Here is a 24,063-nt window from a genome sequence, read left to right on the forward strand (position 1 = left end):
GGGAAAGGGGCAGCAAAACGCCCCGAACAATAAAATGAAGGTCGTTTGTTGCCCCTTTTATACGAGGAGGAAACAACGATATGTGTGGAATAGTAGGATATATTGGACTTAACGATACAAAAGAAGTATTACTAAATGGACTAGAAAAATTAGAATATCGTGGCTATGATTCAGCTGGAATCGCGATGTTAAATAATAATGGGAAAAATCTTTTTAAAGTAAAGGGGCGCATCGCAGCGCTTCGAAACAAGGTAGATAACACGATCCAATCTACAATGGGAATCGGCCATACCCGCTGGGCAACACATGGGGTGCCAAGTGAAGAGAACGCACACCCGCACCAAAGCGCGTCAGCCAGATTTACATTAGTTCATAATGGTGTTATAGAGAACTACCAGGATTTAAAAAAAGAGTATCTAAGTGATGTAAGCTTCGTTAGTGAAACAGATACAGAGGTAATTGTTCATCTAATCGAAAGATTCTTCAACAAACATCAAGATACTGCTGAGGCATTTCGCCAAGTGATGAGCCTCTTGAAGGGTTCCTATGCTATCGCGATGATTGATTCAGAAGATGAAGATACACTTTATATTGCCAAAAACAAAAGCCCGCTTTTAGTAGGCTTAGGCGATGGCTTCAATGTTGTTGCAAGTGATGCAATGGCAACATTAAAAGTAACGGATCAATATCTTGAGATTTTTGACCAAGAGATCGTGCTTGTGAACCGTAGTTTCGTTGAGGTACAAAAGTTAAATGGAACAGTCGTTGACCGCAAGCCTTATACAGCGGAAATTGATGCAAGTGATATTGAAAAAGGTACGTATCCGCACTTTATGCTGAAAGAAATTGATGAACAACCATTTGTTATGCGCAAAATCATTAACGAATATCAGGATGATAACAATGCATTGAAACTTGATGCTGATGTTCGCCAAGCAATGAGTGCATGTGATCGTGTCTATATTATTGCAGCAGGCACAAGTTATCATGCTGGTTTGGTAGGTAAAGAGTTCATTGAAAAAATAGCTAATATTCCAGTTGAAGTCCATGTAGCAAGTGAATTTTCATACAACATGCCACTTTTATCAGAAAAACCATTGTTTGTGTTCATTTCACAAAGTGGAGAAACAGCTGATAGTCGTGCAGTATTGGTTAAAATAAAAGAAATGGGATTTCCGGCACTAACCGTTACCAATGTGCCAGGATCCACCCTTTCTCGTGAAGCAGATTATACTTTAAATCTCTATGCAGGACCAGAAATAGCGGTAGCATCAACAAAAGCATACACTGCTCAAATTGCTGTATTGGCAATTCTTGCAGTGGACACTGCACAAGCAAAAGGTCTTGAATTGGACTTTGATCCAATGCAGGAGCTTGCAATTGTTGCAAATGCTATGGAAATTTTAACAGACCAAAAAGAAGTAATTGAAGAGTTAGCAAGAAATCACCTGGCAACAACACGAAATGCGTTCTTTATCGGTCGTAGTGCTGATTACAATGTTTCGTTGGAAGGCGCATTAAAATTAAAGGAAATTTCCTATATCCAGGCAGAAGGTTTTGCTGGAGGAGAATTAAAGCATGGCACAATCGCGTTAATTGAAGAGGGAACACCTGTAATTGCTCTAGCTACACAGGCTAATGTTAACTATTCCATCCGCAGCAACGTCCAGGAAGTAGTCGCACGTGGAGCAAATGCAATGGTGATTAGCTTGAAAGGTCTTGAACAGGATGATGATGCATTTGTATTACCACATGTGCATGAATTATTGACACCACTTGTTAGCGTCGTACCACTGCAATTGTTAGCATATTATGCAGCATTGCATCGTGACTGTGATGTTGATAAACCAAGAAATTTAGCGAAGAGTGTTACTGTAGAATAATTAAAAAATCATCTAATACATAGTTGTATTAGATGATTTTTTGTCTAAGGGGAAAAACTGGTTTATTTAGGAATTATTAAAGGTCTGTGAGATCTCTTTTTCAGCAAATATTTCATTAGCTGCTTCCAACTTCTTATGTCCATCAACGGAATCTCCAGCATAATTATTTTCCTTTTTAAGAGGAGGATTCGATCTTAATCCGTTGTGAACGCTGATTTCTTCATCGGTATCAGCACCAGTTGAAACTTCCTTCTTTTTTTCATCTTTCATAACCTTCACCTCGTTATAGGTTGTGTGCAATAAATTTTTTTATGCTGGTTAATATAAAACCTATTTCAGAGAATAGTAATAGGTGAGGAGGTAGGAAATATGGTTTATAAGGGTAAGGAACAATATAAAGTTACAACAGGTGACTATAAAAATAAGACACGAGGTCTAGATTTTGGTTATGAGTATTCAAGTGGTAACAAAACGGTTGGAAACCAGTCTCCACAGAGGAAGAAACGACAAGAGAGCTTGGATAAATAAATATTTTAGCTAAAATACAATTATTACCTTCATTAATCTTAGCCTTATCAAGAAAAACTAATCATAAGGAAGGATACTTCCTGCGTTTTATAATATGAAAGGGGATAGATGTAATGGAGGAGAAGAGAAGAGCTCCAAGTATTAAGAAGACTGAAATAGGTGGAAAAGAAGATATACGAGAAATTGACCATGAAACAGTCCACCCTGGTGAAGCTGAGATGAGCCTTCAGAATGCTGATTTTGCTCCCGGAGAAAACACCTATTTGAATGACGCTAGACAGGAAAATGTTAATGAGTAGAAAGAAAAGGCAAGATAACAAACAGCCATTAACTAAAAGGGAACATGAATTTTCAGAAGAATTATCTGATAGTGGGGAAAGAGATCAAATTATAAAAAAACAATCCCCAAAAAGCTGCGGCGGATTATAACAGAAAAAACTCTACTTTCGTAAACAATCCGGAAGTAGAGTTTTTTCACCTATAGACGTTATACTATCATTAGTTGATACAATACTAGGGAGATATTTCAATGAGTAATGTATTAGGAATGGAAGGGAACAATGAAGCATAGTTACCAACTAATTTATGATAAATTATTCGATTATTATGGTCCTCAAAACTGGTGGCCGGCTGACACGCCGTTTGAAATGATGGTTGGTTCGATACTTGTACAACATACGAACTGGCGGAATGTTGATAAAGCATTAACAAAAGTCAAAGCCTATCTTGATCCTGAACGAATAGAAACGTTAAAGACAGATGAATTAGCACAGCTTATACGTTCTAGTGGGTTTTTTAATATAAAAGCTAAACGGATAAAGACATACTTAGAGTGGTTTAAGACGTATAATTATGATATTGAACGTGTAAAAATGAAAAATAAGCAGGAATTGCGGAAAGAGCTATTGAATATCAAAGGTATTGGAAGGGAAACGGCAGATGTAATGCTTCTTTATGCATTTGAGCAACCAATTTTTGTAGTTGATGCGTATGCAAGACGAATGTTTTACCGACTTGGGCATGATATGCCAAAGTCGTATGATGTGTTTAGAAAACAAGTCGAAAAAGAATTACCAAATAAATGGACATTATATAATGAGTATCATGCTCTTTTGGTTGAGCATGCGAAGAGACATTGTAAAGCAACGCCTATATGTGAGGGTTGTCCATTATATGACATATGTGAGCAGAGACTTGATTAACTATTGTTAATTGTAATTCAATACGAGTGAGTGGGGTTTGTTTAATGAGTAATGAAGCGGATAACCTTTCTGTTGAACAACAACGAGTGGACCATGTAATAAAGGAAATCAGTAAAAAGGAAGAAAAACTTTATTCTAGAGCTACTGGACTAAAAGAGAATGTAATTGAACTTAGAAAGAAATTTTGGGAAGATGTTACGATTAATTTGGATGAGCCTGATGATGTTATTGAAACCGAAGCGAGCATTAAACAACAGGCAGAGTTATTGTCCGAAAGAGAAAGTGTCCACGGGAAAGTCGGCGAGGAACTTAAAACGTTTGAAAAACTTAAAAACTCCCCGTATTTTGGAAGAATTGATTTTGTAGAGGATACCGCAAAAGAAAACGACCAACTATATATTGGTATTAAATCATTGATGGATTATGAAGAGGAAAATTTCTTAATATATGATTGGCGTGCTCCAATTTCCAGTCTTTACTATGATTATTCTCCTGGTAAGGCTATTTATGAAACGATTGAAGGAAAGATAACTGGGGAAATCACTCTAAAGCGGCAATTTATTATAAGAGAAGGACTCATTAAGGGGATGTTTGATACAGGGGTTACGATAGGTGACCATCTTCTGCAGCAAGCACTTGGTCATAATGCGAGTACTACGATGAAAAGTATTGTAGCGACGATTCAAAAGGAACAAAACAAAATTATTCGTAATGAACGTAGTGATTTACTAGTCGTACAAGGAGTGGCAGGTAGTGGAAAAACGTCTGCCGCATTACAACGTATTGCCTATTTAATGTATCGTTATCGGGAAGAACTTCATGCCGATAACGTTGTTCTATTTTCGCCAAACCCTTTGTTTACAAGTTATATTTCTAATGTACTCCCAGAACTTGGGGAGACAAATATTAGACAGGAAACGTTTCTGGATTATTTGGAAAAAAGCGTAGGAGATAACCTTTCTGTTGAGTCTCCATTTAAACAGATGGAATATGTGCTAACTGAAAATGGAAGTGATACGTATGCCATAAGAATGAAAGGTATGCATTATAAATCAAGCTTGGATTTCAAAGATATGATAGACGAGTTCAGTACACAATTAATAAATGATGGAATTCAATTCAGAAATATCACTTTCCGCAAAAACATACTTATATCCAAAGAACAAATAAGTGACTATTTTTATTCCTTGGAAAAAGAAATAGCTACACCTAATAAAATGGAGCTTGTATTAAAATGGATTCTTAAAGAAATACGAACCATTCAGAAGGAAGAGAAGAATAAGGATTGGGTAATGGACCAAGTCGAGTTGTTAGATAAAGAGGCATATTTAAAAGCACAATATGAATTACAAAGACAAGATGAAAAAACTGGATTTGACGACGCTAGTGTGGAAGAAGAGTATCTACGAAGTCAGGTTGTAAAAAAGTATTTTTCATCCATTAAAAAACGGGTGAAGCGGTTTGAGTTTGTTCATGTATTAGCTACGTATCGCAGGTTTTTTACAGACTGGAATCCACAAACTACACCTGAATATTGGAAAGAAATATGTGATCAAACAGCATCCGATTTATCACGTAAGTATTTAACGTGGGAAGATGCCACACCTTATTTATATTTTAAAGGCACGTTATTAGGAGATGATCGTGCTGATCGATCTGTACGTCATTTGATAATTGACGAAGCACAAGATTATTCAGCATTTCAATTTGCTTATATACAACATTTATTCCCGTATACCCGGATGACGTTGTTAGGGGATGTGAACCAGGCAATATACACATATGCGACTGAAGAAAACCCACTAATTCCAGAAACGTTTCTAGGAAATCATGAAAGAATTACGTTATCAAAAAGCTACCGTTCCACGAAGCAAATTGTTGAGTTCACCAAATACTTCGCTCCGGGTGAAGAGGTAATTGAACCCTTTAACCGGGAAGGAAGCAAACCACGAATAAGACGGAACAATAAAGAAGATCTAGCTGCAGAATTGATTGACAGTATTCAATCAATAAGGGAAAAAGGACTTCAAACCATTGCCATCATTTGTAAGACATTACAAGAAAGTGAAACGATTTATAATCTCTTGCAGGATGAGGTAACTATAGATCTTATAAATGAGGAGACCTATTCCTATCAACAAGGGTTGTTAGTACTTCCAATATATCTGGCTAAAGGTATTGAGTTTGATGCTGTAATTATTCCAGATGCATCTAAACAAGCATACTTTATGGAATCAGACAGAACACTTTTCTATACAGCCTGTACAAGAGCTATGCATGAGTTGGTAATGGTAAGTGGAAAAGAGCCATGTACCTTTATAGAAGAGGCACCAAAGGACACATACGAAATGAACTAAGCTTGAGGGTTCAGACATATAGGAAGGCGTGGATGCTAAAGCTGTTTTACCATAAAAGGTCAAAACTAATCAAGAGAGAAACATTTATAGCCACTGGATGCTTATCTCTTTAGTGAAAAATTGGATGGGTTGGAGATAAATTCGGTGTTACATGGTAGTTAATCTGGAAAAAAATGAATAAGGATCTACACCTGAATCTTTTGCACCTAAAAAACGTAAACTTTAGTGATAGATATAAAGAGGATGTTTAAAATGACAGATTATGAACTAAAGGTATATGAAGAACTGCAAGCTTGGCGGAGAAAAGTTCTGAAACGATCAGGTTTCATAAATCAACTATCAAAGAAAGCACAAACGAAAGTTAATAGCTTTATCCCGGAGAAAGCCCACAACATTATTACAGAGAGTATTAAGAATATGGTGAAAGCAACCTTAGTTGGTTCGAATATTACTACTAAAAAACAGCAACCAGTCGGAGTAAGTCTTTACGAAAGGGATGAGACCCTGAAGGAAAAGCTTACCACTTACCGTAAAACGGCCGTCATTGAAGGAGCAGGAACAGGGGCTGGAGGTATTTTCCTGGGGCTTGCGGATTTTCCGTTACTATTATCGATCAAAATGAAGTTTTTATTTGAAGCTGCAGCGATTTATGGCTATGATACAAATGAATACGCGGAACGTCTATTCATTCTCCATGTGTTCCAGCTTGCTTTTTCAAGTGACGAAAGACGTAAAGAAACGTTTCATACATTAGAGAATTGGGAAGAAAAAAAGAATACACTCCTAGATATGGATTGGCGTGTCTTCCAACAGGAATATCGTGACTACATTGATTTAGTTAAAATGCTTCAATTAGTACCAGGATTTGGAGCGATTGTTGGAGCATATGCAAATCATAATCTTCTAGATACGTTAGGGGAAACGGCGATGAATGCCTATCGATTGAGGTATTTAACAGCGCAACCGAAGGATTATTAAAATCAAATAGAATATATTTATAAAGGGGGGAGATAGTATTGAAATTCACTATCTCAACAAATGAAAAACAATCATTTACGAACTTGGATCAATACCTGGACAAAGCTCTTATTGATAGTGGTGTCAGGGAAGGGATTATGGTTGTCTACTGCCCGCATACTACTGCAGCCATAACCATCAATGAAAACGCTGATCCAGATGTGAAAACGGATTTAAAGCGTGGTCTTGATGAAACATTTCCGAATAAGGCGGATTATGTCCATATGGAGGGCAATTCGGATGGTCACATGAAGTCAACGGTCGTTGGAGCCAGTGAAACATTGATCATTTCAGATGGGCAGTTGATTATGGGTACATGGCAAAGTGTGTATTTTTGTGAATTTGATGGCCCAAGAACAAGAACAGTACACGTGAAAATTAAGGAAGGTTAGGAACCTTATAAAATGGAGGGATATTGTAATGAGCGAGTTAAGAGAACTGCAATCAAATGAAGAACTGGAAAATGTATGGGATAGTACCACAGAAAAACCGACATTATTGTTTAAACATAGCACGACATGTCCGATAAGTGCGGCCGCATTTAAGAGATATCAATCTTTCATAGAATCAGCGGATGATCGTGTGGCTAGTTACATGGTGAAAGTGATTGAGAGTAGAGATGTTTCAAACCAGATAGCGGCGAAAACGAATATAAAGCATGAATCACCCCAGATTTTCTTACTACGAAATAAAGAAGTTCTTTGGCATAGCTCTCATTCAAAAATAACAGTTGACGCTATTAATAATGCACTTCAGCGTTCTGAATAAATAACCATATAAAAGTGCTGCAGTATTTACACCTAAATACTGCAGTACTTTTATGTTCTATTAATTTCACACTAGTACAATCAGAAATATGGAAATAGTAATAATCGATACTAAGGTTGAAATAAGTACATATAAAGGAACTTGTTTAACCAATGAATTATACTTATCTGCAAAGACGTATACAAGTGCTCCTGTAGGTAGTGCAGATAAGATTATAATCGATGTTGCCCATAATTCGTCGTCGAGCGGAAATGCGAAATACACGAGACAAATCGCTAGTATAGGCAGGAATATAAGTTTTAAGAATAATAGAGTGATAAGTTCTGATACGTGATACTCTTTGTTTTTAAAGACACTTCGTTCACTTGCTAAACCTAATCCTAGTGCAAACAAGGCTGTAGGACCTGCTGCTGGACCAAGAACTTCTGTAAATACATATACAGATTCAGGGATTGGGATCTGTAATACAGCAACCATTATTCCTAATAGTAAGGAAGCGTTAATTGGATTAAGTAGAACAGATTTTGCAATCGAAGCAAACATGGGTACAACGTTTACTTTTTCACCTTGTTTATTCATCAAGCTTTTCGCAACTTCAAAAGAAGCAATTACAATAGTAATGATCACGATATCATATATAAAAGTTGCTAATGCAGCAGGTATCGCAGCTTCCTGCCCAAATGCTGCTATTAATAATGGAATACCAAGAAAACCAGTATTTCCATATGAAGTAATCATGCCATACATGGACAAGTCCGGAAACTTCTTTTTAAATACCAGTAAGAAGATTAGTACTGTTAGAATAAACCCACTTAAGGCAATTATGAGGTTTATCATAATAAAATTGAAGTTGGCAATTTGACTGACAGGTGCTGTCGATAATGAAAAAAACAATAATGCCGGAAGTGCAAAGTAATATACAAAGTAGTTTAAGGATGAGGTACCTCCAGCAGGTAATAATGAAAGTCTTTCAGCTAAAAAACCACATAAAATAATTGCAAAAATTGGTATAACTACTTCAAACATAACCCCCATTTGTTCTTCCTCCTAAAAGTAAAAACTATTTCTTCATCGTAACATAAATAAGTCGACTCATTCCAAAGTCTTAGATTACTCTACAGTAAAAGTAGGGTTTTTTGTGCTTATATTTCATTCAGGAAGCCGACGACTAAACTTACATCCCGCAGTATGATTAGTATGTAAGTTAAGTGAGGAGGAGTTAGACGATGGAATTTAATGAATATGTTTATAGAAGTGAAGCAAAGGCACGGATAGATAAATTGCAAAAAGAAACTTTTTTAAATGCACAAATTCGTAATAAAGAAAACTTCTATTCTATAAAAAATAAAAGCGTGTTAAAAACTATATTAATGAGTCTTTTGAAGTAATGTGATTATAGTAGTATTTACGGACCTCCATTTCTCGGGAAGTCCGTATTTTTGTATCTATAAATGTTAAATATAATACGACAAAATATTGTATTGACCAATTTGGTCTATTGGTGTTATGCTCTGATCGACCATATTGGTCCATTTAGTTAATGTACAAGGACGAATACTAAAGGAGGGGTTGGACATTACGAATAAGTTTGAAAACCTCGGTTTCGATAAACAACAGCGGATTTTAAATGCTGCACTAAAAGAATTTGCAGGTAACGACTATGACCAAGCCTCAACAAATCAAATTGTAAAGGAAGCTGAAATAGGAAAGGGAATGCTTTTTTACTATTTTAAGAATAAAAAAGAGCTTTATCATTATCTCATCACCTATAGTTTAGACATTATTATAGAAAAGTATTTGAACCTTATTGATACAAATGAAACTGATTTTATAGAACGGTATAAACTCGCTACCAAAGTTAAAATGAAAGCTTTTGCTGAAAATCCAAATGTGTTCAACTTTATAGGAACATTTTTCCTAGCAGAGACTGTACAATTACCCGATAAAATAATGGAGGAATATAACAGACTTAATGAGCTGGGATATACCATCATTTATGACAATATAGACTATTCTCTGTTCAGAGATGACATCGATGTGTCTAAAGCGTTTCAGCTTATTCGTTGGTCTATAGAGGGGTACCAGGAGGAACTGAAAAAGCGACTTCATGGTAAGAAACTTTCATTTATTGACATGAATCCTTACTGGGATGAATTTTATGAATATCTGGATGTTTTAAAAACGAGTTTTTATAAAAAAGAGGGGGAAGTGTAATGACAGTACTAAGTACAACCAACTTAACGAAACGGTTTGGTAAATTCACTGCTTTAGACGGGGTAAATCTAGAAGTAAACGAAGGAGAAATTTTTGGATTTATTGGACCTAATGGTGCTGGAAAGTCAACAACAATTCGTGTATTACTTGGAATTTTAAAAGCCACTGAGGGAGAGACGAAGATTTTCGGAAAAGATCCATGGAGAGATGCAGTTGAGATTCATAAGAACATTGCTTATGTGCCTGGAGATGTAAACTTATGGCCAAATTTAACAGGCGGAGAAGTTATTGATCTTTTTGTGAAACTTCGTGGAGGTAACAATAAAAGTAAACGCGAAGAACTGATCAAAAAATTTGATTTAGATCCATCAAAGAAATGTAGAACATACTCAAAAGGGAACAGGCAAAAGGTTGCGTTGGTAGCGGCTTTTGCATCGGATGCAGAACTTTATATTCTGGATGAACCTACATCTGGGCTTGATCCTTTGATGGAGCAAGTGTTCCAGAAATGTGTAATGAATATTAAAAAGGAAGGGAAAAGTGTCCTGCTTTCCAGTCACATTTTATCGGAGGTGGAAAAATTATGTGATCGTGTGGGCATTATTCGCCAGGGCAAATTAATTGAAACAGGCACTTTGAGTGAGTTGCGTCATCTAACACGTACGAATTTGTTTGTAGAGACAAAAGAACAGATTAGTTCCTTGACTGAATGGAAGGGTGTTCATCATATAGAAGAAAAAGATAAAGGCATGTCATTCCAAGTAGATTCAGAAGAAATGGACAATGTAATGAAATACATTACTCAATATGGAATTGTTAAACTTGAAAGCGCACCTCCAAAATTAGAAGACTTATTTATGCGCCATTATGAGGATGAAGATAAAACTGTAGAGACAGGAGCAGGGGGTGTGTCCTAATGGCTGATAACCAATTTAAAAAAACGGGAAGACTTTCTCGGTTAATTGTCAGACGAGATCGTATTCGAATTCCGTTATGGTTGATTGGAATCTCTTTCTTTACACTAATGGTACCGATTGCCTTTACTGATTTATATGGTTCCCAACAGGATAGGGATGTAATGGCTGTAACAATGGAGAATCCTGCTATGACAGCTATGGTAGGGCCAGGAGACTTAGAAAATTATACAATAGGTGCTATGACTACACACCAGATGCTGCTAATGACAGCCTTAGTGGTTGGACTTATGAGTATCTTGTTCGTTACCCGCCACACACGAGAAGATGAAGAAGATGGACGTATCGAAATGATTCGCTCCTTACCAGTAGGGCGTCTATCTAACCTAAATGCAACTTTATTCGTTTTAGGTGTAACGAATATAATAGTAGCACTAATAACCGGTTTTGGGCTATATGGATTAGGAATAGAAAGTATGGATCTAGAGGGGTCATTACTATATGGTGCTGCATTAGGTGTAACGGGTATTTTCTTTGCAGGTGTGACAGCCTTGTTCGCACAGCTCTCAGAGAGCTCTCGAGGTACAATTGGTTACTCTATAGCAGTACTAATCGTTGCTTATCTTGTTCGCGCTATTGGCGATGTGAGTAATGAAGCATTATCATGGATCTCGCCTTTAGGGTGGGTGACTAAAGCAGAGGCTTATTCAACTAATAATTGGTGGCCAATTCTACTAATGATAGGTGTATCTATTATTCTATTTATTCTTGCTAATTATTTGAATGTTATTCGAGATTTGGAAGCTGGGTTTTTACCTTCCAAACCTGGAAGAAAGTATGCACATGTCTTTTTACAAAACCCTATAGGTCTTGCTTTAAAACTTCAGCGTACTGGAATAATTGCTTGGGCTATTGGGATTTTTGTGATGGGTGCATCTTATGGATCTATTTTAGGCGATTTGGAATCCTTTTTTGAAGGAAATGAAATAATGGAGCAGATGCTAGGATCATCTGAGGATTACACATTAACGGAACAGTTTATCCCTATGTTAATGATTGTGATGTCATTACTCTCAACAATCCCTCCTTTGATGGCTATGAATAAACTTTATGGGGAAGAGAAAAAAGGTCGTATTGAACATATACTAGGTAGATCTGTATCACGGACACGACTTATGGCCAGTTACCTGACTATATCATTGGTTAATGGATTTGTTATGCTGTCTCTTGCTGCGATTGGCCTATGGTCTGCAGGTAATATTGTTATGGAAGAAGGATTTGAGTTTGGAATGATCTATGGTGCCGCTTTAGTCTATTACCCTGCAATGCTCGTTATGATCAGTATTACTGTTTTTCTTATTGGCTTTATCCCTAAGTTAACTAGCTTTATTTGGTTATACGTATTTTATTCCTTCATTGTTCTTTATATGGGAAGTTTATTCCAATTCCCAGAATGGGTTGGAAAGCTGTCGCCATTCGGTTATATTCCGCAACTCCCCATTGCAGACATGGACTTTATGCAACTATCTATAATGGTAATTATCACGGCTTTAATCATGATATTCGGTTTCATCGCATATAATAAGCGGGATATTCATGGATAAATAAGTATGTAAAAAGAAAATGTTAAAAGCGAGATACGTACATAATGTGCGCTATCTCGCTTTTTTTCTTAGCAGATAGGAAAGTATAAAAACTTTCTTATCTGCATAAGTGCAACTAGGTCATTCGCCATAAAGGCTTGCACTCCAAAGCATAAGGGCTTCTAAGAAAGCAAAGTACGCTTACCAAGAACCCCTTTAACGAATGCCAAGTTTTCTAATAAAAAATACAAATATAGGGGAATTCACCGTGAAAGATTAGGAAGTTCCCCAATTACGGAATTGCTTTGTGTTGCCTATAATTAGATAGAAGATAAAAGAGGCACAAAGCCTTGTTAAGGAGAGTTCAGATGGAAGCTACTAGATTAAATGAATCGGTAAATAAACCTGGAAATAAATCAGAGGAAAAAACAAATTCAGTAAATAACGCTTTTGCTTCACATTATGCTAAATCTTTGTTTCTTGCTGTATTAGGTCTAATCGTACTTACCTTTATAGGTACAAGAATGTTTACACACGTTGACTGGAATCTATACGGATATATGGTTGGAACCCTCGTATTCTTGGGCGGATTCTTTTACCGTTTCATAGCTTGGGGAGAACGACCACCGACGAAAATTATTATAAAAAAAGGAATAAAGCTCTTATTTCGCAAGTCCACTCCAAAAACATCAGTAGAGCATTTGGCTACATATAGGTTTATCTGGAATAGGGGTATTTACCGATGGACTCAGCACTTGTTTATCGGATGGGGAGTTATTGTTTCATGTATGGTTACCTTTCCACTTGTGTTTGGTTGGATGTATTTCACGATGGAAGAGGGCGGGTACTATACGATCGTCGCAATGGGCATGAATCTTATGACTGTCCCAGCGGATGGAATAATTGCTTTTTTCTCATATAACGCATTAAATTTTAGTGCCATAGCAGTAATTATTGGTGTTTGTATGGCTTTGTATCGTCGCTTGAAGAATATGCAAGCAAGAGCTGATCAGAATTTCTTATATGACTTTATGCCACTTTATCTCTTGCTATTTATAAGTATTACTGGTCTTATTTTAACGTTCATGAATGTGTTTTTACATGGAGCAGGACATTACGTTATGTCATTAATCCATCAATATTCGGTTATTATTACGTTAATATATCTACCTTTTGGAAAGCTTGCTCATATTCCGTTCCGTCCACTTAGTGTTTTTGCTAGAAATTACCGTGAACATTATGGCGAGAAGTCGATGAAAGAATGTAAAGTATGTGGTTCGGAATTTGTTTCAACAGAGCAATCAAGTGATGTCATAGATGTACTTGGCCAAAATGATTTGGAATTTAATATGAAAGACGGTTTTAATCTGGCTGAATTGTGTCTTCCTTGTAGGAGAAAATATCGTATCGCTAGATTTTCAGGATTCGCAACACATGAAGTACCAATCAAGGAGGCAAATCAGAATGCAAAAGGATAAATTTTATCGTGATATAGAAAATGTTAGACACCCTAACGAAACATTAGTAAAGACACATTGCAGCTATTGTGGGATGCAATGTGGAATGAATTTACGTGTAGATAAATCTACAAACAAGATTATTGGCGTTGAACCTAGATATGATTGGCCAGTAACGCTTGGAAAAATGTGTCCAAAAGGCGTTACTGCTTATCAGCAGACTAATCATGATGACCGTATTCTTAAACCGCTTATTCGAGATGATGCTTCGTTAAAAGGTACACAAGAAGGATTCAGAGAAGCTAGCTGGGATGAAGCATATGACCTAATCGCCAAGAAGTTTGGTGAATTACAAGCGGATTATGGAAAAGACAGCCTTTCTGTGTTTAGTGGCGTATCTATGACTAATGAAAAATGTTATCTAACTGGTAAGTTTGCCAGAGTTGCAATGGGAACTAGATATATAGACTATAATGGTCGTTTCTGTATGTCCAGTGCCGCTGGTGGTTTTTTGCGGACATTTGGTGTTGACCGTGGTTCAACCCTGCCTTGGACGGATGTTCATGAAACGGATTGCCTGTTTATAGCTGGAAGTAACACAGCTGAATGTCATCCTACATCAATGTTCCGTGTATGGGCTGTACAAGAGCGAGGAGGGTATCTTATTGTTGCAGATCCTCGTGAAACACCAGTAGCAAGAAGAGCGGATGTTCACCTGGATTTACGTCCTGGGACTGATTTGGCATTGGCTAATGGTATTTTACATTTATTAATTAAAAACGGTTATACCGACGAAGAATTCATTGAAAAACATACAAATGGAATAGAAGAAACAAAGGAATTAGTGAAAGATTTCACTCCTGAGAATACGAGCGCTATAACAGGTGTTGCAGTTGAAAAGATTGAGAGAGCCGCTGAAATTTACGGAAAAGCTCCAAATGCTATTGTGATGTTTGCTAGAGGAATTGAACAACAGCACAAAGGTGTGGATAATGTTTCTGCATATACAAATATGGCGCTTGTAACTGGAAAAATTGGTAGACCAAAAGCAGGAGTAGCTACTTTTACCGGTCAAGGAAATGGCCAAGGAGGCCGAGAGCACGGACAAAAATCTGATTTATTACCTGGTTACAGAAAAATAACTGATCCTGAAGCGGTTAAGTACGTTAGTAAGGTATGGGGAATCGAACCTGAAGAAATGCCGAAACCTGGTATTTCAGCTTATGAAATGTTTGAACAAATGAATGAAAAAACTATTCGTGGTTTATACCTACTTTGTTCCAATCCAGCGGTCTCTGCTCCAAACTTAAATGTTGTAAGGAAAGCACTAAAGAACCTTGATTTCATGGTTTGTTCTGACTTTTTCCTTTCAGAATCTGCTGAATATGCCGATGTTATTCTCCCGTCTGTTACATGGTCAGAGGATGAGGGGACAACAACGAACTTGGAAGGACGAATTATTAAAATAAATAAAGCTCAGGAACCAATTGGAGAATCTAAACCAGACTGGCAAATTCAAGTGGAGCTAGCAGAGCGTCTTGGAAAAGGAAAACATTTCTCTCATTTAAAAACGGCAAAAGACGTAGCAGAAGAATTTCGATTAGCATCTAAAGGTGGAAATGCAGACTACTATGGAGCAACGTGGGACAAAATTGACGAACAAGATGGTGTGTTTTGGCCATGTAAGGATAAAGAGGATAAAGGAACACCTCATATGTTTCTAGATAAAAAATTCTATCATCCAGATGGAAAAGCGAAAATTTGCGCACTTCCATATCGGGCGCCAGCTGAGGAACCAAACGTGAAGTATCCACTTCGTTTAACAACTGGCCGCGTGGTCTATCATTACTTGTCTGGTAATCAAACGAGAAGAATTAAATTTTTGAAAGATATGTGTCCAGACCCATATGTGGAGGTCCATCCTACTACGGCGGGAACATATAACATTGAGCATGATGAGATCGTGCAGCTATTTACACGAAGAGGAAAAGCGAGTTATAAAGTGAAGATCACAGAAGCCATTCGCGAGGATACTGTATTCGTTCCTTATCATTTTGGTCACGACGAATCAATTAACCTACTAACCATCGCAGCATTAGATCCTATATCAAAAATGCCTGAATACAAAGCTTGTGCTGCTCAAATAGAGAAACTCGAGTCTGGGAAGGTGCTTTAAATGTCAAAAAAGAGATTATATATTGAGTTAGAAAATTGTATCGGTTGTCGTTCATGTCTAGCGGCTTGTACGCAGTGCGGTGGACATGAGGAAAAAAATAGAAACTATGTATATGATGTAAACCCATTAGTGAACCGTCAAACGATGCCGCTAATGTGTTTACACTGTGTAGACCCAGCATGTGCAAGAAGCTGTCCGGCACAAGCAATTCAAATTCATGAATCTGGAGCGGTACTATCCGCGCTAACAGAAAAGTGTATTGGATGTCAAAACTGTACGATTGCTTGCCCATATGGAATTCCAAAATTTGATGAAGAAGAGAATCTGATGTACAAATGTGATCTTTGTATTGACCGTACTAAAGACGATATTCCACCTATGTGTGCAAGTGTTTGTCCTTCTAATACATTACAATGGCTTTCGGAGGAAGAGATTGAACAAAAACAAAAACAACATGATCTCGGTAATGATAAATGGGTTACAAGCATGCCATTTCTTGAAGGGGAAACGAACGTTAAAGTCAATCTTCCCGGTATATTACAAGGGACAACGAAACTGTTTTAGGAGGACATAAAATGACAGGCCGAAACAATGATGTATCTAAAAAAGACGATAACTATACACATAATATAAATAAAAATAACGAAAGAACATTGGACAGAAGAGGATTCATGAAAACTTTAGCTGGTTCTGCGGGTGTTTTCGCAGTTGCTTCTCTGCCATGGGGAGCAATAGCTGCTAAAGAATTAATGGGACTTTCGGATAAAGAGTATCCACATCACAAGATTGCTGATGTTGGGAATGTTGCTGTTGGTGATTCAGTTGAATTTCACTTTCCAAGTGAACATGACAGTGCAGTACTAATTCGTCTAGAGAAAGACAAATATGTAGCATATCAAAATGCGTGTACTCATTTGAGATGTCCTGTTTATTGGGTTAAGGAAGAACAAGAAATGGTTTGTCCATGTCACCACGGGGTGTTTGATGTGAATAATGGAGCACCAACCGCAGGTCCACCAAGGCGTCCACTTCCTGAGATTGTGGTTGAAGTGAATGACGGCGCAATCTATGCAGTAAGGGTGAAACGTTATGAAGCGTAGTTATGTTGGTGTTATAAGTCTTTGTGTCATTTTAGCATTAAATATTATATTCATGCAGTTGCTGGTGCATCAGTTTTTTTATGAAAATTATGATGGTGTTCTTATATACATGGGGATAAACATTTTACTTTTCCCTATCGCAATTTTCATTTATAAGAAAGAGAAACATAGAGGGGGTCAGACCAATGGCAAGTGAAACATACTTGGATTTTTGCTTTGTTCAGAAAAAAGCAGGCACTTTAGGTGCAAAAGTTTACTCCAGCTTTGAAAAGATTTTTAAACGTGAACGTCGCCTCCATTGGTATCTTGACGAAAAGGAGGAAAACGGAGCTGAGATTGTTGTTGCAGAAGTGAAAGGTATAAGCAGGTGGGGATCAGAAGAAGAGGTAATCGAATACCTGGAAGAAACTGCTGAGGAAGACTTTTGGAATGCATTACAGGGCTATCAATTTCAAGTTCTGCCTGTTAAGAAAGGGTGTTGTAAAAGTGGAGACAGTTAAAGCGGAAGATCTAAACGGGTTAATTTCTTCTTCTGTTGAAGTTTGTATCCATGGAAGAGAAGACGAGGATAAGGCTCCTTGGATAAAAAGAAAACTTAATAAGGTAGAACTTTGTCCGGATCAAACACATCTACGCATCTATTTCGACAAGCATTTCTTTATTGCAGTTCCTCTAACTAGCTCAGTTGAAAAGAAAGAGAATGAATGGACAGCATATGACGAGAAAGCAAAACTTTATTATGTCATTAGAAGCGAGGTAAAAGTAAATGTTTAAAAAAGCGCAATTACCAATACAAACCATGAATCTCGTAGTTGGTTTTATGGTTTGGGTAATTCTTTCTTCCTTATTATCATTTATTATAGAAGATATTCAAATCACAGCCCAGCAGGCAGCGTGGGTAACCGCTGTGCCGGTTATACTTGGCTCTTTATTACGAGTTCCGATGGGGTTTTTAACAAATCTTTTTGGAGCACGAAAGTTATTTATGATCAGCTTTTTGTTGTTATTATTTCCTGTTTATTATGTCAGTATCGCAAGCACTTTTATGGATCTAATAATTGGTGGATTATTTCTCGGGATAGGTGGAGCTATTTTCTCTGTTGGTGTTACATCCTTACCTAAATATTATGCAAGGGATCGTCACGGTTTTGTGAATGGTATTTATGGAGCGGGTAATATTGGTACGGCGATAACTGCATTTGCTGCACCAGTAATTGCTGGTGCAATTGGCTGGTCTCTCACCATTCAGCTCTACATGGTTTTACTAGGACTATTTGTAGTAGTTAACTTTTTTTTAGGCGACAAACATGAAACCAAAGTAACGACACCGTTAATGGAACAGATTAAGGGTGTATACCGGAATGAAAAACTATGGTTATTTTCCATGTTTTATTTTATAACGTTTGGCTCTTTCGTTGCTTTTACCGTGTATTTGCCAAACTTCCTTGTTAATAATTTTGAATTGAATCAAGTTGATGCAGGTTTAAGAACAGCGGGTTTTATTGCATTGACTACATTCATCCGCCCATTTGGTGGATGGCTTGCTGATCGTTTCCATTCTCTTATTATTCTGATGTACGTATTTGCAGGATTCACTGTGGCAGCAATGTTACTATCTTTTGCTCCGTCTATAGGTTTGTACACGATAGGTTGTTTAACAATTGCAGTAGCAGGCGGTATTGGAAACGGTGTTATCTTTAAACTTGTTCCGATGTATTTTCACAAACAAGCAGGTATCGCAAATGGTATTGTAGCAGCAATGGGGGGGCTTGGTGGATTCTTCCCGCCACTTATCCTAACATCGCTATATAATCTAACCGGTCATTATGCTATTGGATTTATGGCTCTTTCTCAGATTGCTCTTGCAAGCTTAGTAATCGTAATCTGGATGTACTACCACGATAAACTAGCATTATCGGATCAGGTATTAAAAAACACGCCACTCGGAATGATGGTAACGGATCAACAGGGCAAAATTATTACAGTGAACCCTGCTTTTTCAAAGCTAACAGGTTATGACAAAAAAGAATCTGTAGGAAATAATCCTAATATGTTAAGTTCGAATAAACATTCGGATGAATTTTATACACATATGTGGAAACGCTTAGCAACTGATGGTTTTTGGCAAGGCGAAATATGGAATAAGCGGAAAAATGGAGAGCATTATCTAGGATGGCTGACCATTAACGCTATTAAAGATGATGCAGGAGAAACGATACAATATGCTGGTGTTTTTAGTGATATAACACAAAATAATAAATCATCAAGTGTCTGACACTAAAGGGGGGATAGCGATGAACCGTATAGCTAATCAGGCAAGTGCTTATATTATTCATTCACAGGAAGAAGAAATAAAGCGTATAGCAGTTGAACTTCATGAGGGTGTCAGCCAGAACCTTTATAGCTTATATACTGGGTTGGAATTTTTACAATCTGGAATTAGTGATCCAACTATGAAAGACTATGCAAAGGATTTATCTGAATTAATGAATCGTACTATTCAAGAAGTTAGATTGTTATCAGTTGAACTTTATCCGAATACACTTGCAATGCTGGGTTTAAGTTCAGCGTTAAAAAGCTATATTAAATTGTTCACATCAACCTTTGGAATCGTAATCCAGGTAAAATCAACAGGTGAAGAAATAGAGTTATCGGAATCAACAAGCTTGGCTATATTTAGGTCCTGTCAGGAAGCATTAATTAATATTGCCAAGCATGCAGATGTTGCTGAAGCAACTTTTCAGTTTACATGGGAAAAGAAATCGTTGACAATAGAGATAATGGATAGTGGTAAAGGATTTAATATACATGAGGAAATGAAAAATAACCAATTTAAGGGAATTGCTGCGATTAAACAAAGAATGAATATTGCGGGTGGTAGATGTGTAATTTCCTCTGAAAAAAATAAAGGAACAAAGGTGTCGCTTATACTGCCAATTAAGGAATAGGGGGAAATCAACATGATAAAAATTTTGTTGGTTGATGATCATGCTGTGGTTAGAATGGGGTTAAAGGTGCTGTTAAATGATGTACCTGATATGGAAGTGGTTGGAGAAGCTTCCGAAGGGGATGAGGGAATTCAACTGGCATTGGAAAAAAAGCCTGATGTTGTCTTAATGGATTTAAGTATGCCCCATGGAAAAGATGGACTTTCTGCAACTTCTGAATTAAAAAAACAATCACCTGACACAACTATTCTAATATTAACGATGCATGACGATGAGGAATACTTGTTCCGTGCAATTCAAGCTGGTGCTTCAGGATGTGTGTTGAAAAGTGCACCCCACCAGGAATTAATAGAAGCCATTAAGTCAGTCTGCACTGGAAATGCTTATCTCCATCCTGCTGCAACCAAAAGATTAATGGATGAGTATCTAGGGAATCTTAAGCAAGGTGGTTCTGATATGTATCAACTTTTATCGGACCGTGAGAAGGAAGTATTAACCTTAATTGCAAAAGGTTACTCCAACAAAGAGATTGGAGAAAAATTAATTGTCAGTGTAAAGACTGTAGAAGCTCATAAAAGTAATCTAATGGGTAAACTTCAAATGAAAACTAGACCAGAGCTGGTTTCATATGCCTTGAAAAAGGGGCTGCTTGGTTATGGTATGTAGCCTTGAAAAGATAGAGCATGATATTCTTTTTGCTTGTAATAAATTAAGAGAAAATGTGGGTTGTGACTTTACAGGGCTGGCATTACAAAAACAATCTGGTCTTGATATAACATGGCCATTTGTGAGCGGCAATAGGAATGAAAAGTTTAAATATATTACGGTTCGTTATGGCAAAGGAATAGCCGGTAAAGTAATAGGAACTAACAGGAGCATGCAAATAGATGATTTTCCAAGTCATATTAACGGCAAATCTACCGATTATCCAATAATGTTAGCTGAAAAAATGGTAGCAGCATTTGCAGTGCCATTACAGTTGAAGGGGATACCAAAGGGTTCTCTGTTAATTGGATATCGAAAAGCAATTCAATTTAAAGAAGATGACTACAATAAGGTAAAACAAACAGCAAATGAAATAGAGGCTTTGTTACCTTTATATTTTCTTGAATAGAAGGAGGAAAGCCATAGATGATTAAAAACACAAATCGAAATCATAATCATTCTACTGATAAAGAAGATGCAGCTATTGTGGTGGATTCATCACAAGTTATACAATCTATAAGTAACAAGGCTCTCCAATTACTCCATCTAGAAAAAGATTACACTGGTGAAAATCTACAAACCTTAATACCTGATTTAAACATCACTTTAATGGAACAAGGAACCATTATCCAGCACTACGGTCATAATAATGAAGGAGAGCGTTTTCCTTTATTTCTACGTATAAACACATTCACCTTAAACGGATTAGAGTACTACCTTCTTATTCTCCATAACAGTAATAATCACTCCATGTCTGGAATGGAACCGCAAAAGGTATTAGATGAACTTTTAGATATAAAGTTTGCGCTGGATGAGTCTACAATTGTAGCAATTACAGACCAAACGGGAAAAATAAAATATGTTAATGAAAAATTTTGTGAGATCTCCAAGTACACAAGGGATGAATTGATTGGTCAAGACCACCGAATCATAAACTCAGGTTACCATACTAAGGATTTTATTCGTAATTTATGGAGAACAATAGCAAACGGAGAGGTTTGGCATGGGGAAATTAAAAACAGGGCAAAAGACGATACCTATTATTGGGTAGACACAACCATCGTTCCTTTTTTAAATAATAAAGGAAAACCTTATCAATATCTTGCTATACGAAATGAGATTACGGAACATAAGCGTGTTGTAAATGAACTAAAAAAATCCATGCAAGAACTTGTCGATTTGAAATTTGCTTTAGACGAATCTACTATCGTAGCTATTACCGATAAACAAGGGAAAATAACGTATGTAAACGACCAGTTCGTCCAAATCTCTAAATATTCACGTGGTGAACTATTAGGTAGAACTCATTCTATTATAAATTCAGGCTACCATCCAAGCACTTTTTTCAAGAATTTGTGGAAGACAATTGGTAACGGAAAGGTTTGGAAAGGTGAGATTAAGAATAAAGCAAAAGACGGCACATATTATTGGGTAGATACAACGATTGTACCTTTCATAGATGAAGCTGGTAAGCCTTATCAATATCTAGCCATTCGATCCGAAATAACCAAACGCAAGCGAGTCGAGGAAGAATTACAATATACACTAACACGGATTATTAATGTGCAAGAGGAAGAGAGAAGAAGGTTATCAAGAGAAATTCATGACGGTATCGGACAAAACTTATACAGTCATTTAATTACGATTAACCGGCTAAGTTCTCAGATGGAACACCCATTAGTTGATCAAATGCTTGAAGAAGCCGCCGAACTCATCCAAGAAGTGAGAGATTTCTCATGGGAATTAAGACCGTCAGTACTTGATGACCTGGGACTTATACCTGCCATCCGTTCGTTTCTTAATCGCTTTTCCGAAAGCTACCATATTGATGTCTATTTCGACTGCTCCCTTACAGCCAGACTTGATAATAATATTGAAATAACCATTTATCGCATTATTCAAGAAGCACTAACTAATGTCAGGAAGTATGCTAATATCGATCAGGCAACTGTTGCCATTAGGGAGTTTGATAATATTGTGCGTGTGACCATTGAAGATAAAGGAAAAGGATTTGAACTTGACCAACTGTCTTCTGGTGTTGGATTGATCAGTATGGAAGAGAGGGCACGATCAGTATCTGGAGACCTTCAAATAAAGTCTAGTCCTGGAGAAGGCAGTATCGTAATTTTAGAGATCCCTCGTAACTGACTTGAAAATTTGAAAGATAAATAGAGTAAGTAGGAGAGATAATCCCATGAAAAAATCCCTATTAGTAGATAAATTTGGTCGATCACTACAGGATTTACGTATCTCAGTTACAGACCGTTGTAATTTCAGGTGCTCGTACTGTATGCCAAAAGAGATCTTCGGGAAAGATTTCAAGTTTATGCCAAAAGAACAACTTTTGAGTTTTGAAGAAATAGAACGCTTAGCAAAGATATTTGTTCAATTTGGAGTGAAGAAAATTCGTTTGACTGGCGGGGAACCATTATTGAGAAGAAATCTACCCCAGTTAATTGAGAAATTAGTAGCCATCGATGGTATTGAAGATATAGGATTGACGACCAATGGAGCCCTGTTGGAAAAGCAAGCACTTCCATTAAAAGAAGCAGGCTTAATTCGTGTAAATGTTAGTCTTGATTCTTTAGATGAAGAAAGATTCAAATCAATAAATGATGTTGGTGTAAGCCCAGAACGCATTTTACGAGGAATAAAAAAAGCTCAGGAAGTTGGGCTAGAAGTAAAAATGAATATGGTTGTCAAAAAAGGATTGAACGATCAGGATGTAGTGCCAATGGCCAAGTACTTTAAGAAACAAGGAGTATCTTTACGGTATATTGAATTTATGGATGTTGGTCAGTCAAATGGTTGGGATTTTAAACATGTTGTTACGAAAAAAGAAATATATGAACAGCTATTACAGCATTTTCAGCTAGAACCTATTGATCCATCATATATTGGCGAAGTAGCGAAGCGATATCGGTACGTCGGTAGCAATACAGAAGTCGGGTTTATCACATCTGTTTCTGAGTCTTTCTGCTCTACTTGTACACGAGGAAGAATCTCTGCGGATGGGAAGTTTTATACGTGTTTATTCGCAGAAAGCGGGTTTGACCTCAGGGAACTAGTTCGTTCGGGGGCAACCGACGATGATATTATCACTGAATTTTCACCAACATGGGAAAATAGAGGTGACAGGTATTCAGATGAACGAACAGCTGAAACAGCAAAGAATAAACCAAAGATAGAAATGTCATATATTGGAGGTTAA

General features: G+C 37.1%; 28 protein-coding genes. 26 read left to right on the forward strand and 2 right to left on the reverse strand.

Features of this window, described 5'->3' with window-relative positions:
- The first annotated feature begins 80 nt into the window (after positions 1 to 80).
- Positions 81 to 1,883, forward strand: coding sequence for a glutamine--fructose-6-phosphate transaminase (isomerizing) (gene glmS, locus ACFQ3N_RS04840; RefSeq protein ID WP_390360078.1), 1,803 nt, complete (start codon positions 81 to 83; stop codon positions 1,881 to 1,883).
- Between the two features lie 66 nt (positions 1,884 to 1,949).
- Here the strand turns inward: glmS and ACFQ3N_RS04845 are convergent, their stop codons facing one another.
- A complete protein-coding gene (locus ACFQ3N_RS04845) occupies positions 1,950 to 2,153 on the reverse strand; it encodes a hypothetical protein (RefSeq protein ID WP_390360080.1) in 204 nt (67 codons plus the stop codon).
- A 99-nt stretch (positions 2,154 to 2,252) separates the two neighbouring features.
- Here ACFQ3N_RS04845 and ACFQ3N_RS04850 point away from each other — a divergent pair, with 99 nt between their 5' ends.
- The 8 genes from ACFQ3N_RS04850 (at position 2,253) to ytxJ (ending at position 7,755) form a co-directional block, all read left to right on the forward strand.
- The gene (locus ACFQ3N_RS04850) at positions 2,253 to 2,411 is read left to right on the forward strand and encodes a hypothetical protein (RefSeq protein WP_390360082.1); all 159 of its coding nucleotides are present in this window, start codon (positions 2,253 to 2,255) and stop codon (positions 2,409 to 2,411) included.
- Between the two features lie 113 nt (positions 2,412 to 2,524).
- Positions 2,525 to 2,710 (forward strand): hypothetical protein, encoded by a 186-nt coding sequence (locus ACFQ3N_RS04855; protein WP_390360084.1) that lies wholly within the window; start codon positions 2,525 to 2,527, stop codon positions 2,708 to 2,710.
- Positions 2,703 to 2,840: a hypothetical protein gene (locus ACFQ3N_RS04860; protein ID WP_390360085.1), complete on the forward strand. Its 138-nt coding sequence runs from the start codon at positions 2,703 to 2,705 to the stop codon at positions 2,838 to 2,840. The genes ACFQ3N_RS04855 and ACFQ3N_RS04860 overlap by 8 nt, the downstream gene beginning before the upstream one ends.
- Positions 2,841 to 2,971: 131 nt before the next feature.
- Positions 2,972 to 3,613: an endonuclease III domain-containing protein gene (locus tag ACFQ3N_RS04865; protein WP_390360087.1), complete on the forward strand. Its 642-nt coding sequence runs from the start codon at positions 2,972 to 2,974 to the stop codon at positions 3,611 to 3,613.
- A gap of 44 nt (positions 3,614 to 3,657) precedes the next feature.
- Complete coding sequence (gene helD, locus ACFQ3N_RS04870; RefSeq protein ID WP_390360089.1) at positions 3,658 to 5,970, forward strand: RNA polymerase recycling motor HelD; 2,313 nt, start codon at positions 3,658 to 3,660, stop codon at positions 5,968 to 5,970.
- 252 nt (positions 5,971 to 6,222) lie between these two features.
- Positions 6,223 to 6,948 carry an EcsC family protein gene (locus ACFQ3N_RS04875; protein ID WP_390360091.1) on the forward strand — a complete coding sequence of 242 codons (726 nt, stop codon included), beginning with the start codon at positions 6,223 to 6,225 and terminating at the stop codon, positions 6,946 to 6,948.
- Between the two features lie 32 nt (positions 6,949 to 6,980).
- Entirely contained in the window at positions 6,981 to 7,379 is a 399-nt protein-coding gene (locus ACFQ3N_RS04880; protein ID WP_390360213.1) for a secondary thiamine-phosphate synthase enzyme YjbQ, read from the forward strand.
- A 28-nt stretch (positions 7,380 to 7,407) separates the two neighbouring features.
- Positions 7,408 to 7,755, forward strand: coding sequence for a bacillithiol system redox-active protein YtxJ (gene ytxJ, locus ACFQ3N_RS04885; RefSeq protein WP_390360093.1), 348 nt, complete (start codon positions 7,408 to 7,410; stop codon positions 7,753 to 7,755).
- A 66-nt stretch (positions 7,756 to 7,821) separates the two neighbouring features.
- Here the strand turns inward: ytxJ and ACFQ3N_RS04890 are convergent, their stop codons facing one another.
- Positions 7,822 to 8,790, reverse strand: a complete 969-nt coding sequence (locus ACFQ3N_RS04890; protein ID WP_390360095.1) for an AEC family transporter — start codon at positions 8,788 to 8,790, stop codon at positions 7,822 to 7,824.
- Between the two features lie 191 nt (positions 8,791 to 8,981).
- Between ACFQ3N_RS04890 and ACFQ3N_RS04895 the strand changes: the two genes are divergently transcribed.
- The 17 genes from ACFQ3N_RS04895 to moaA all read left to right on the forward strand — a co-directional run bounded on the left by ACFQ3N_RS04895 (position 8,982) and on the right by moaA (position 24,063).
- Positions 8,982 to 9,143: a hypothetical protein gene (locus tag ACFQ3N_RS04895; RefSeq protein WP_390360097.1), complete on the forward strand. Its 162-nt coding sequence runs from the start codon at positions 8,982 to 8,984 to the stop codon at positions 9,141 to 9,143.
- A gap of 181 nt (positions 9,144 to 9,324) precedes the next feature.
- The gene (locus ACFQ3N_RS04900) at positions 9,325 to 9,969 is read left to right on the forward strand and encodes a TetR/AcrR family transcriptional regulator (RefSeq protein ID WP_390360099.1); all 645 of its coding nucleotides are present in this window, start codon (positions 9,325 to 9,327) and stop codon (positions 9,967 to 9,969) included.
- Positions 9,969 to 10,886: an ABC transporter ATP-binding protein gene (locus tag ACFQ3N_RS04905; protein WP_390360100.1), complete on the forward strand. Its 918-nt coding sequence runs from the start codon at positions 9,969 to 9,971 to the stop codon at positions 10,884 to 10,886. Before ACFQ3N_RS04900 ends, ACFQ3N_RS04905 begins: the two co-directional genes overlap by 1 nt.
- Positions 10,886 to 12,487 (forward strand): ABC transporter permease, encoded by a 1,602-nt coding sequence (locus ACFQ3N_RS04910; RefSeq protein ID WP_390360102.1) that lies wholly within the window; start codon positions 10,886 to 10,888, stop codon positions 12,485 to 12,487. Before ACFQ3N_RS04905 ends, ACFQ3N_RS04910 begins: the two co-directional genes overlap by 1 nt.
- Positions 12,488 to 12,834: 347 nt before the next feature.
- Positions 12,835 to 13,944, forward strand: coding sequence for a hypothetical protein (locus tag ACFQ3N_RS04915; RefSeq protein WP_390360104.1), 1,110 nt, complete (start codon positions 12,835 to 12,837; stop codon positions 13,942 to 13,944).
- Positions 13,931 to 16,099 (forward strand): molybdopterin oxidoreductase family protein, encoded by a 2,169-nt coding sequence (locus ACFQ3N_RS04920; RefSeq protein ID WP_390360106.1) that lies wholly within the window; start codon positions 13,931 to 13,933, stop codon positions 16,097 to 16,099. The genes ACFQ3N_RS04915 and ACFQ3N_RS04920 overlap by 14 nt, the downstream gene beginning before the upstream one ends.
- On the forward strand, positions 16,100 to 16,663 hold the full coding sequence (locus ACFQ3N_RS04925) for a 4Fe-4S dicluster domain-containing protein (RefSeq protein ID WP_390360108.1): 564 nt from the start codon (positions 16,100 to 16,102) through the stop codon (positions 16,661 to 16,663). It abuts the gene before it with no gap.
- Between the two features lie 11 nt (positions 16,664 to 16,674).
- Positions 16,675 to 17,199, forward strand: coding sequence for a QcrA and Rieske domain-containing protein (locus tag ACFQ3N_RS04930; protein WP_390360110.1), 525 nt, complete (start codon positions 16,675 to 16,677; stop codon positions 17,197 to 17,199).
- Positions 17,189 to 17,395: a hypothetical protein gene (locus tag ACFQ3N_RS04935; RefSeq protein ID WP_390360112.1), complete on the forward strand. Its 207-nt coding sequence runs from the start codon at positions 17,189 to 17,191 to the stop codon at positions 17,393 to 17,395. The genes ACFQ3N_RS04930 and ACFQ3N_RS04935 overlap by 11 nt, the downstream gene beginning before the upstream one ends.
- Complete coding sequence (locus ACFQ3N_RS04940) at positions 17,385 to 17,699, forward strand: hypothetical protein (RefSeq protein ID WP_390360114.1); 315 nt, start codon at positions 17,385 to 17,387, stop codon at positions 17,697 to 17,699. Before ACFQ3N_RS04935 ends, ACFQ3N_RS04940 begins: the two co-directional genes overlap by 11 nt.
- On the forward strand, positions 17,686 to 17,973 hold the full coding sequence (locus ACFQ3N_RS04945; RefSeq protein ID WP_390360116.1) for a hypothetical protein: 288 nt from the start codon (positions 17,686 to 17,688) through the stop codon (positions 17,971 to 17,973). Before ACFQ3N_RS04940 ends, ACFQ3N_RS04945 begins: the two co-directional genes overlap by 14 nt.
- Complete coding sequence (locus ACFQ3N_RS04950; protein WP_390360118.1) at positions 17,966 to 19,474, forward strand: nitrate/nitrite transporter; 1,509 nt, start codon at positions 17,966 to 17,968, stop codon at positions 19,472 to 19,474. The genes ACFQ3N_RS04945 and ACFQ3N_RS04950 overlap by 8 nt, the downstream gene beginning before the upstream one ends.
- A gap of 19 nt (positions 19,475 to 19,493) precedes the next feature.
- Positions 19,494 to 20,147 (forward strand): sensor histidine kinase, encoded by a 654-nt coding sequence (locus ACFQ3N_RS04955; RefSeq protein WP_390360120.1) that lies wholly within the window; start codon positions 19,494 to 19,496, stop codon positions 20,145 to 20,147.
- A gap of 12 nt (positions 20,148 to 20,159) precedes the next feature.
- The gene (locus ACFQ3N_RS04960; RefSeq protein ID WP_390360122.1) at positions 20,160 to 20,813 is read left to right on the forward strand and encodes a response regulator transcription factor; all 654 of its coding nucleotides are present in this window, start codon (positions 20,160 to 20,162) and stop codon (positions 20,811 to 20,813) included.
- Entirely contained in the window at positions 20,803 to 21,261 is a 459-nt protein-coding gene (locus ACFQ3N_RS04965; RefSeq protein ID WP_390360124.1) for a GAF domain-containing protein, read from the forward strand. Before ACFQ3N_RS04960 ends, ACFQ3N_RS04965 begins: the two co-directional genes overlap by 11 nt.
- A 17-nt stretch (positions 21,262 to 21,278) precedes the next feature.
- Positions 21,279 to 23,000, forward strand: a complete 1,722-nt coding sequence (locus ACFQ3N_RS04970) for a PAS domain-containing sensor histidine kinase (RefSeq protein WP_390360125.1) — start codon at positions 21,279 to 21,281, stop codon at positions 22,998 to 23,000.
- Positions 23,001 to 23,046: 46 nt separating this feature from the next.
- On the forward strand, positions 23,047 to 24,063 hold the full coding sequence (gene moaA, locus ACFQ3N_RS04975) for a GTP 3',8-cyclase MoaA (protein WP_390360127.1): 1,017 nt from the start codon (positions 23,047 to 23,049) through the stop codon (positions 24,061 to 24,063).

Origin of the sequence: Virgibacillus byunsanensis, assembly GCF_042675965.1 — a bacterium.
Lineage (GTDB): Bacteria > Bacillota > Bacilli > Bacillales > Amphibacillaceae > Virgibacillus_R > Virgibacillus_R byunsanensis.

Coding starts and splice junctions, on each gene's coding strand:
- glmS (WP_390360078.1), top strand. CDS start 81: ATGTGTGGAATAGTAGGATATATTGGACTTAACGATACAAAAGAAGTA.
- ACFQ3N_RS04845 (WP_390360080.1), bottom strand. CDS start 2,153: ATGAAAGATGAAAAAAAGAAGGAAGTTTCAACTGGTGCTGATACCGAT.
- ACFQ3N_RS04850 (WP_390360082.1), top strand. CDS start 2,253: ATGGTTTATAAGGGTAAGGAACAATATAAAGTTACAACAGGTGACTAT.
- ACFQ3N_RS04855 (WP_390360084.1), top strand. CDS start 2,525: ATGGAGGAGAAGAGAAGAGCTCCAAGTATTAAGAAGACTGAAATAGGT.
- ACFQ3N_RS04860 (WP_390360085.1), top strand. CDS start 2,703: ATGAGTAGAAAGAAAAGGCAAGATAACAAACAGCCATTAACTAAAAGG.
- ACFQ3N_RS04865 (WP_390360087.1), top strand. CDS start 2,972: ATGAAGCATAGTTACCAACTAATTTATGATAAATTATTCGATTATTAT.
- helD (WP_390360089.1), top strand. CDS start 3,658: ATGAGTAATGAAGCGGATAACCTTTCTGTTGAACAACAACGAGTGGAC.
- ACFQ3N_RS04875 (WP_390360091.1), top strand. CDS start 6,223: ATGACAGATTATGAACTAAAGGTATATGAAGAACTGCAAGCTTGGCGG.
- ytxJ (WP_390360093.1), top strand. CDS start 7,408: ATGAGCGAGTTAAGAGAACTGCAATCAAATGAAGAACTGGAAAATGTA.
- ACFQ3N_RS04890 (WP_390360095.1), bottom strand. CDS start 8,790: ATGGGGGTTATGTTTGAAGTAGTTATACCAATTTTTGCAATTATTTTA.
- ACFQ3N_RS04895 (WP_390360097.1), top strand. CDS start 8,982: ATGGAATTTAATGAATATGTTTATAGAAGTGAAGCAAAGGCACGGATA.
- ACFQ3N_RS04905 (WP_390360100.1), top strand. CDS start 9,969: ATGACAGTACTAAGTACAACCAACTTAACGAAACGGTTTGGTAAATTC.
- ACFQ3N_RS04910 (WP_390360102.1), top strand. CDS start 10,886: ATGGCTGATAACCAATTTAAAAAAACGGGAAGACTTTCTCGGTTAATT.
- ACFQ3N_RS04915 (WP_390360104.1), top strand. CDS start 12,835: ATGGAAGCTACTAGATTAAATGAATCGGTAAATAAACCTGGAAATAAA.
- ACFQ3N_RS04920 (WP_390360106.1), top strand. CDS start 13,931: ATGCAAAAGGATAAATTTTATCGTGATATAGAAAATGTTAGACACCCT.
- ACFQ3N_RS04925 (WP_390360108.1), top strand. CDS start 16,100: ATGTCAAAAAAGAGATTATATATTGAGTTAGAAAATTGTATCGGTTGT.
- ACFQ3N_RS04930 (WP_390360110.1), top strand. CDS start 16,675: ATGACAGGCCGAAACAATGATGTATCTAAAAAAGACGATAACTATACA.
- ACFQ3N_RS04935 (WP_390360112.1), top strand. CDS start 17,189: ATGAAGCGTAGTTATGTTGGTGTTATAAGTCTTTGTGTCATTTTAGCA.
- ACFQ3N_RS04940 (WP_390360114.1), top strand. CDS start 17,385: ATGGCAAGTGAAACATACTTGGATTTTTGCTTTGTTCAGAAAAAAGCA.
- ACFQ3N_RS04950 (WP_390360118.1), top strand. CDS start 17,966: ATGTTTAAAAAAGCGCAATTACCAATACAAACCATGAATCTCGTAGTT.
- ACFQ3N_RS04955 (WP_390360120.1), top strand. CDS start 19,494: ATGAACCGTATAGCTAATCAGGCAAGTGCTTATATTATTCATTCACAG.
- ACFQ3N_RS04960 (WP_390360122.1), top strand. CDS start 20,160: ATGATAAAAATTTTGTTGGTTGATGATCATGCTGTGGTTAGAATGGGG.
- ACFQ3N_RS04965 (WP_390360124.1), top strand. CDS start 20,803: ATGGTATGTAGCCTTGAAAAGATAGAGCATGATATTCTTTTTGCTTGT.
- ACFQ3N_RS04970 (WP_390360125.1), top strand. CDS start 21,279: ATGATTAAAAACACAAATCGAAATCATAATCATTCTACTGATAAAGAA.
- moaA (WP_390360127.1), top strand. CDS start 23,047: ATGAAAAAATCCCTATTAGTAGATAAATTTGGTCGATCACTACAGGAT.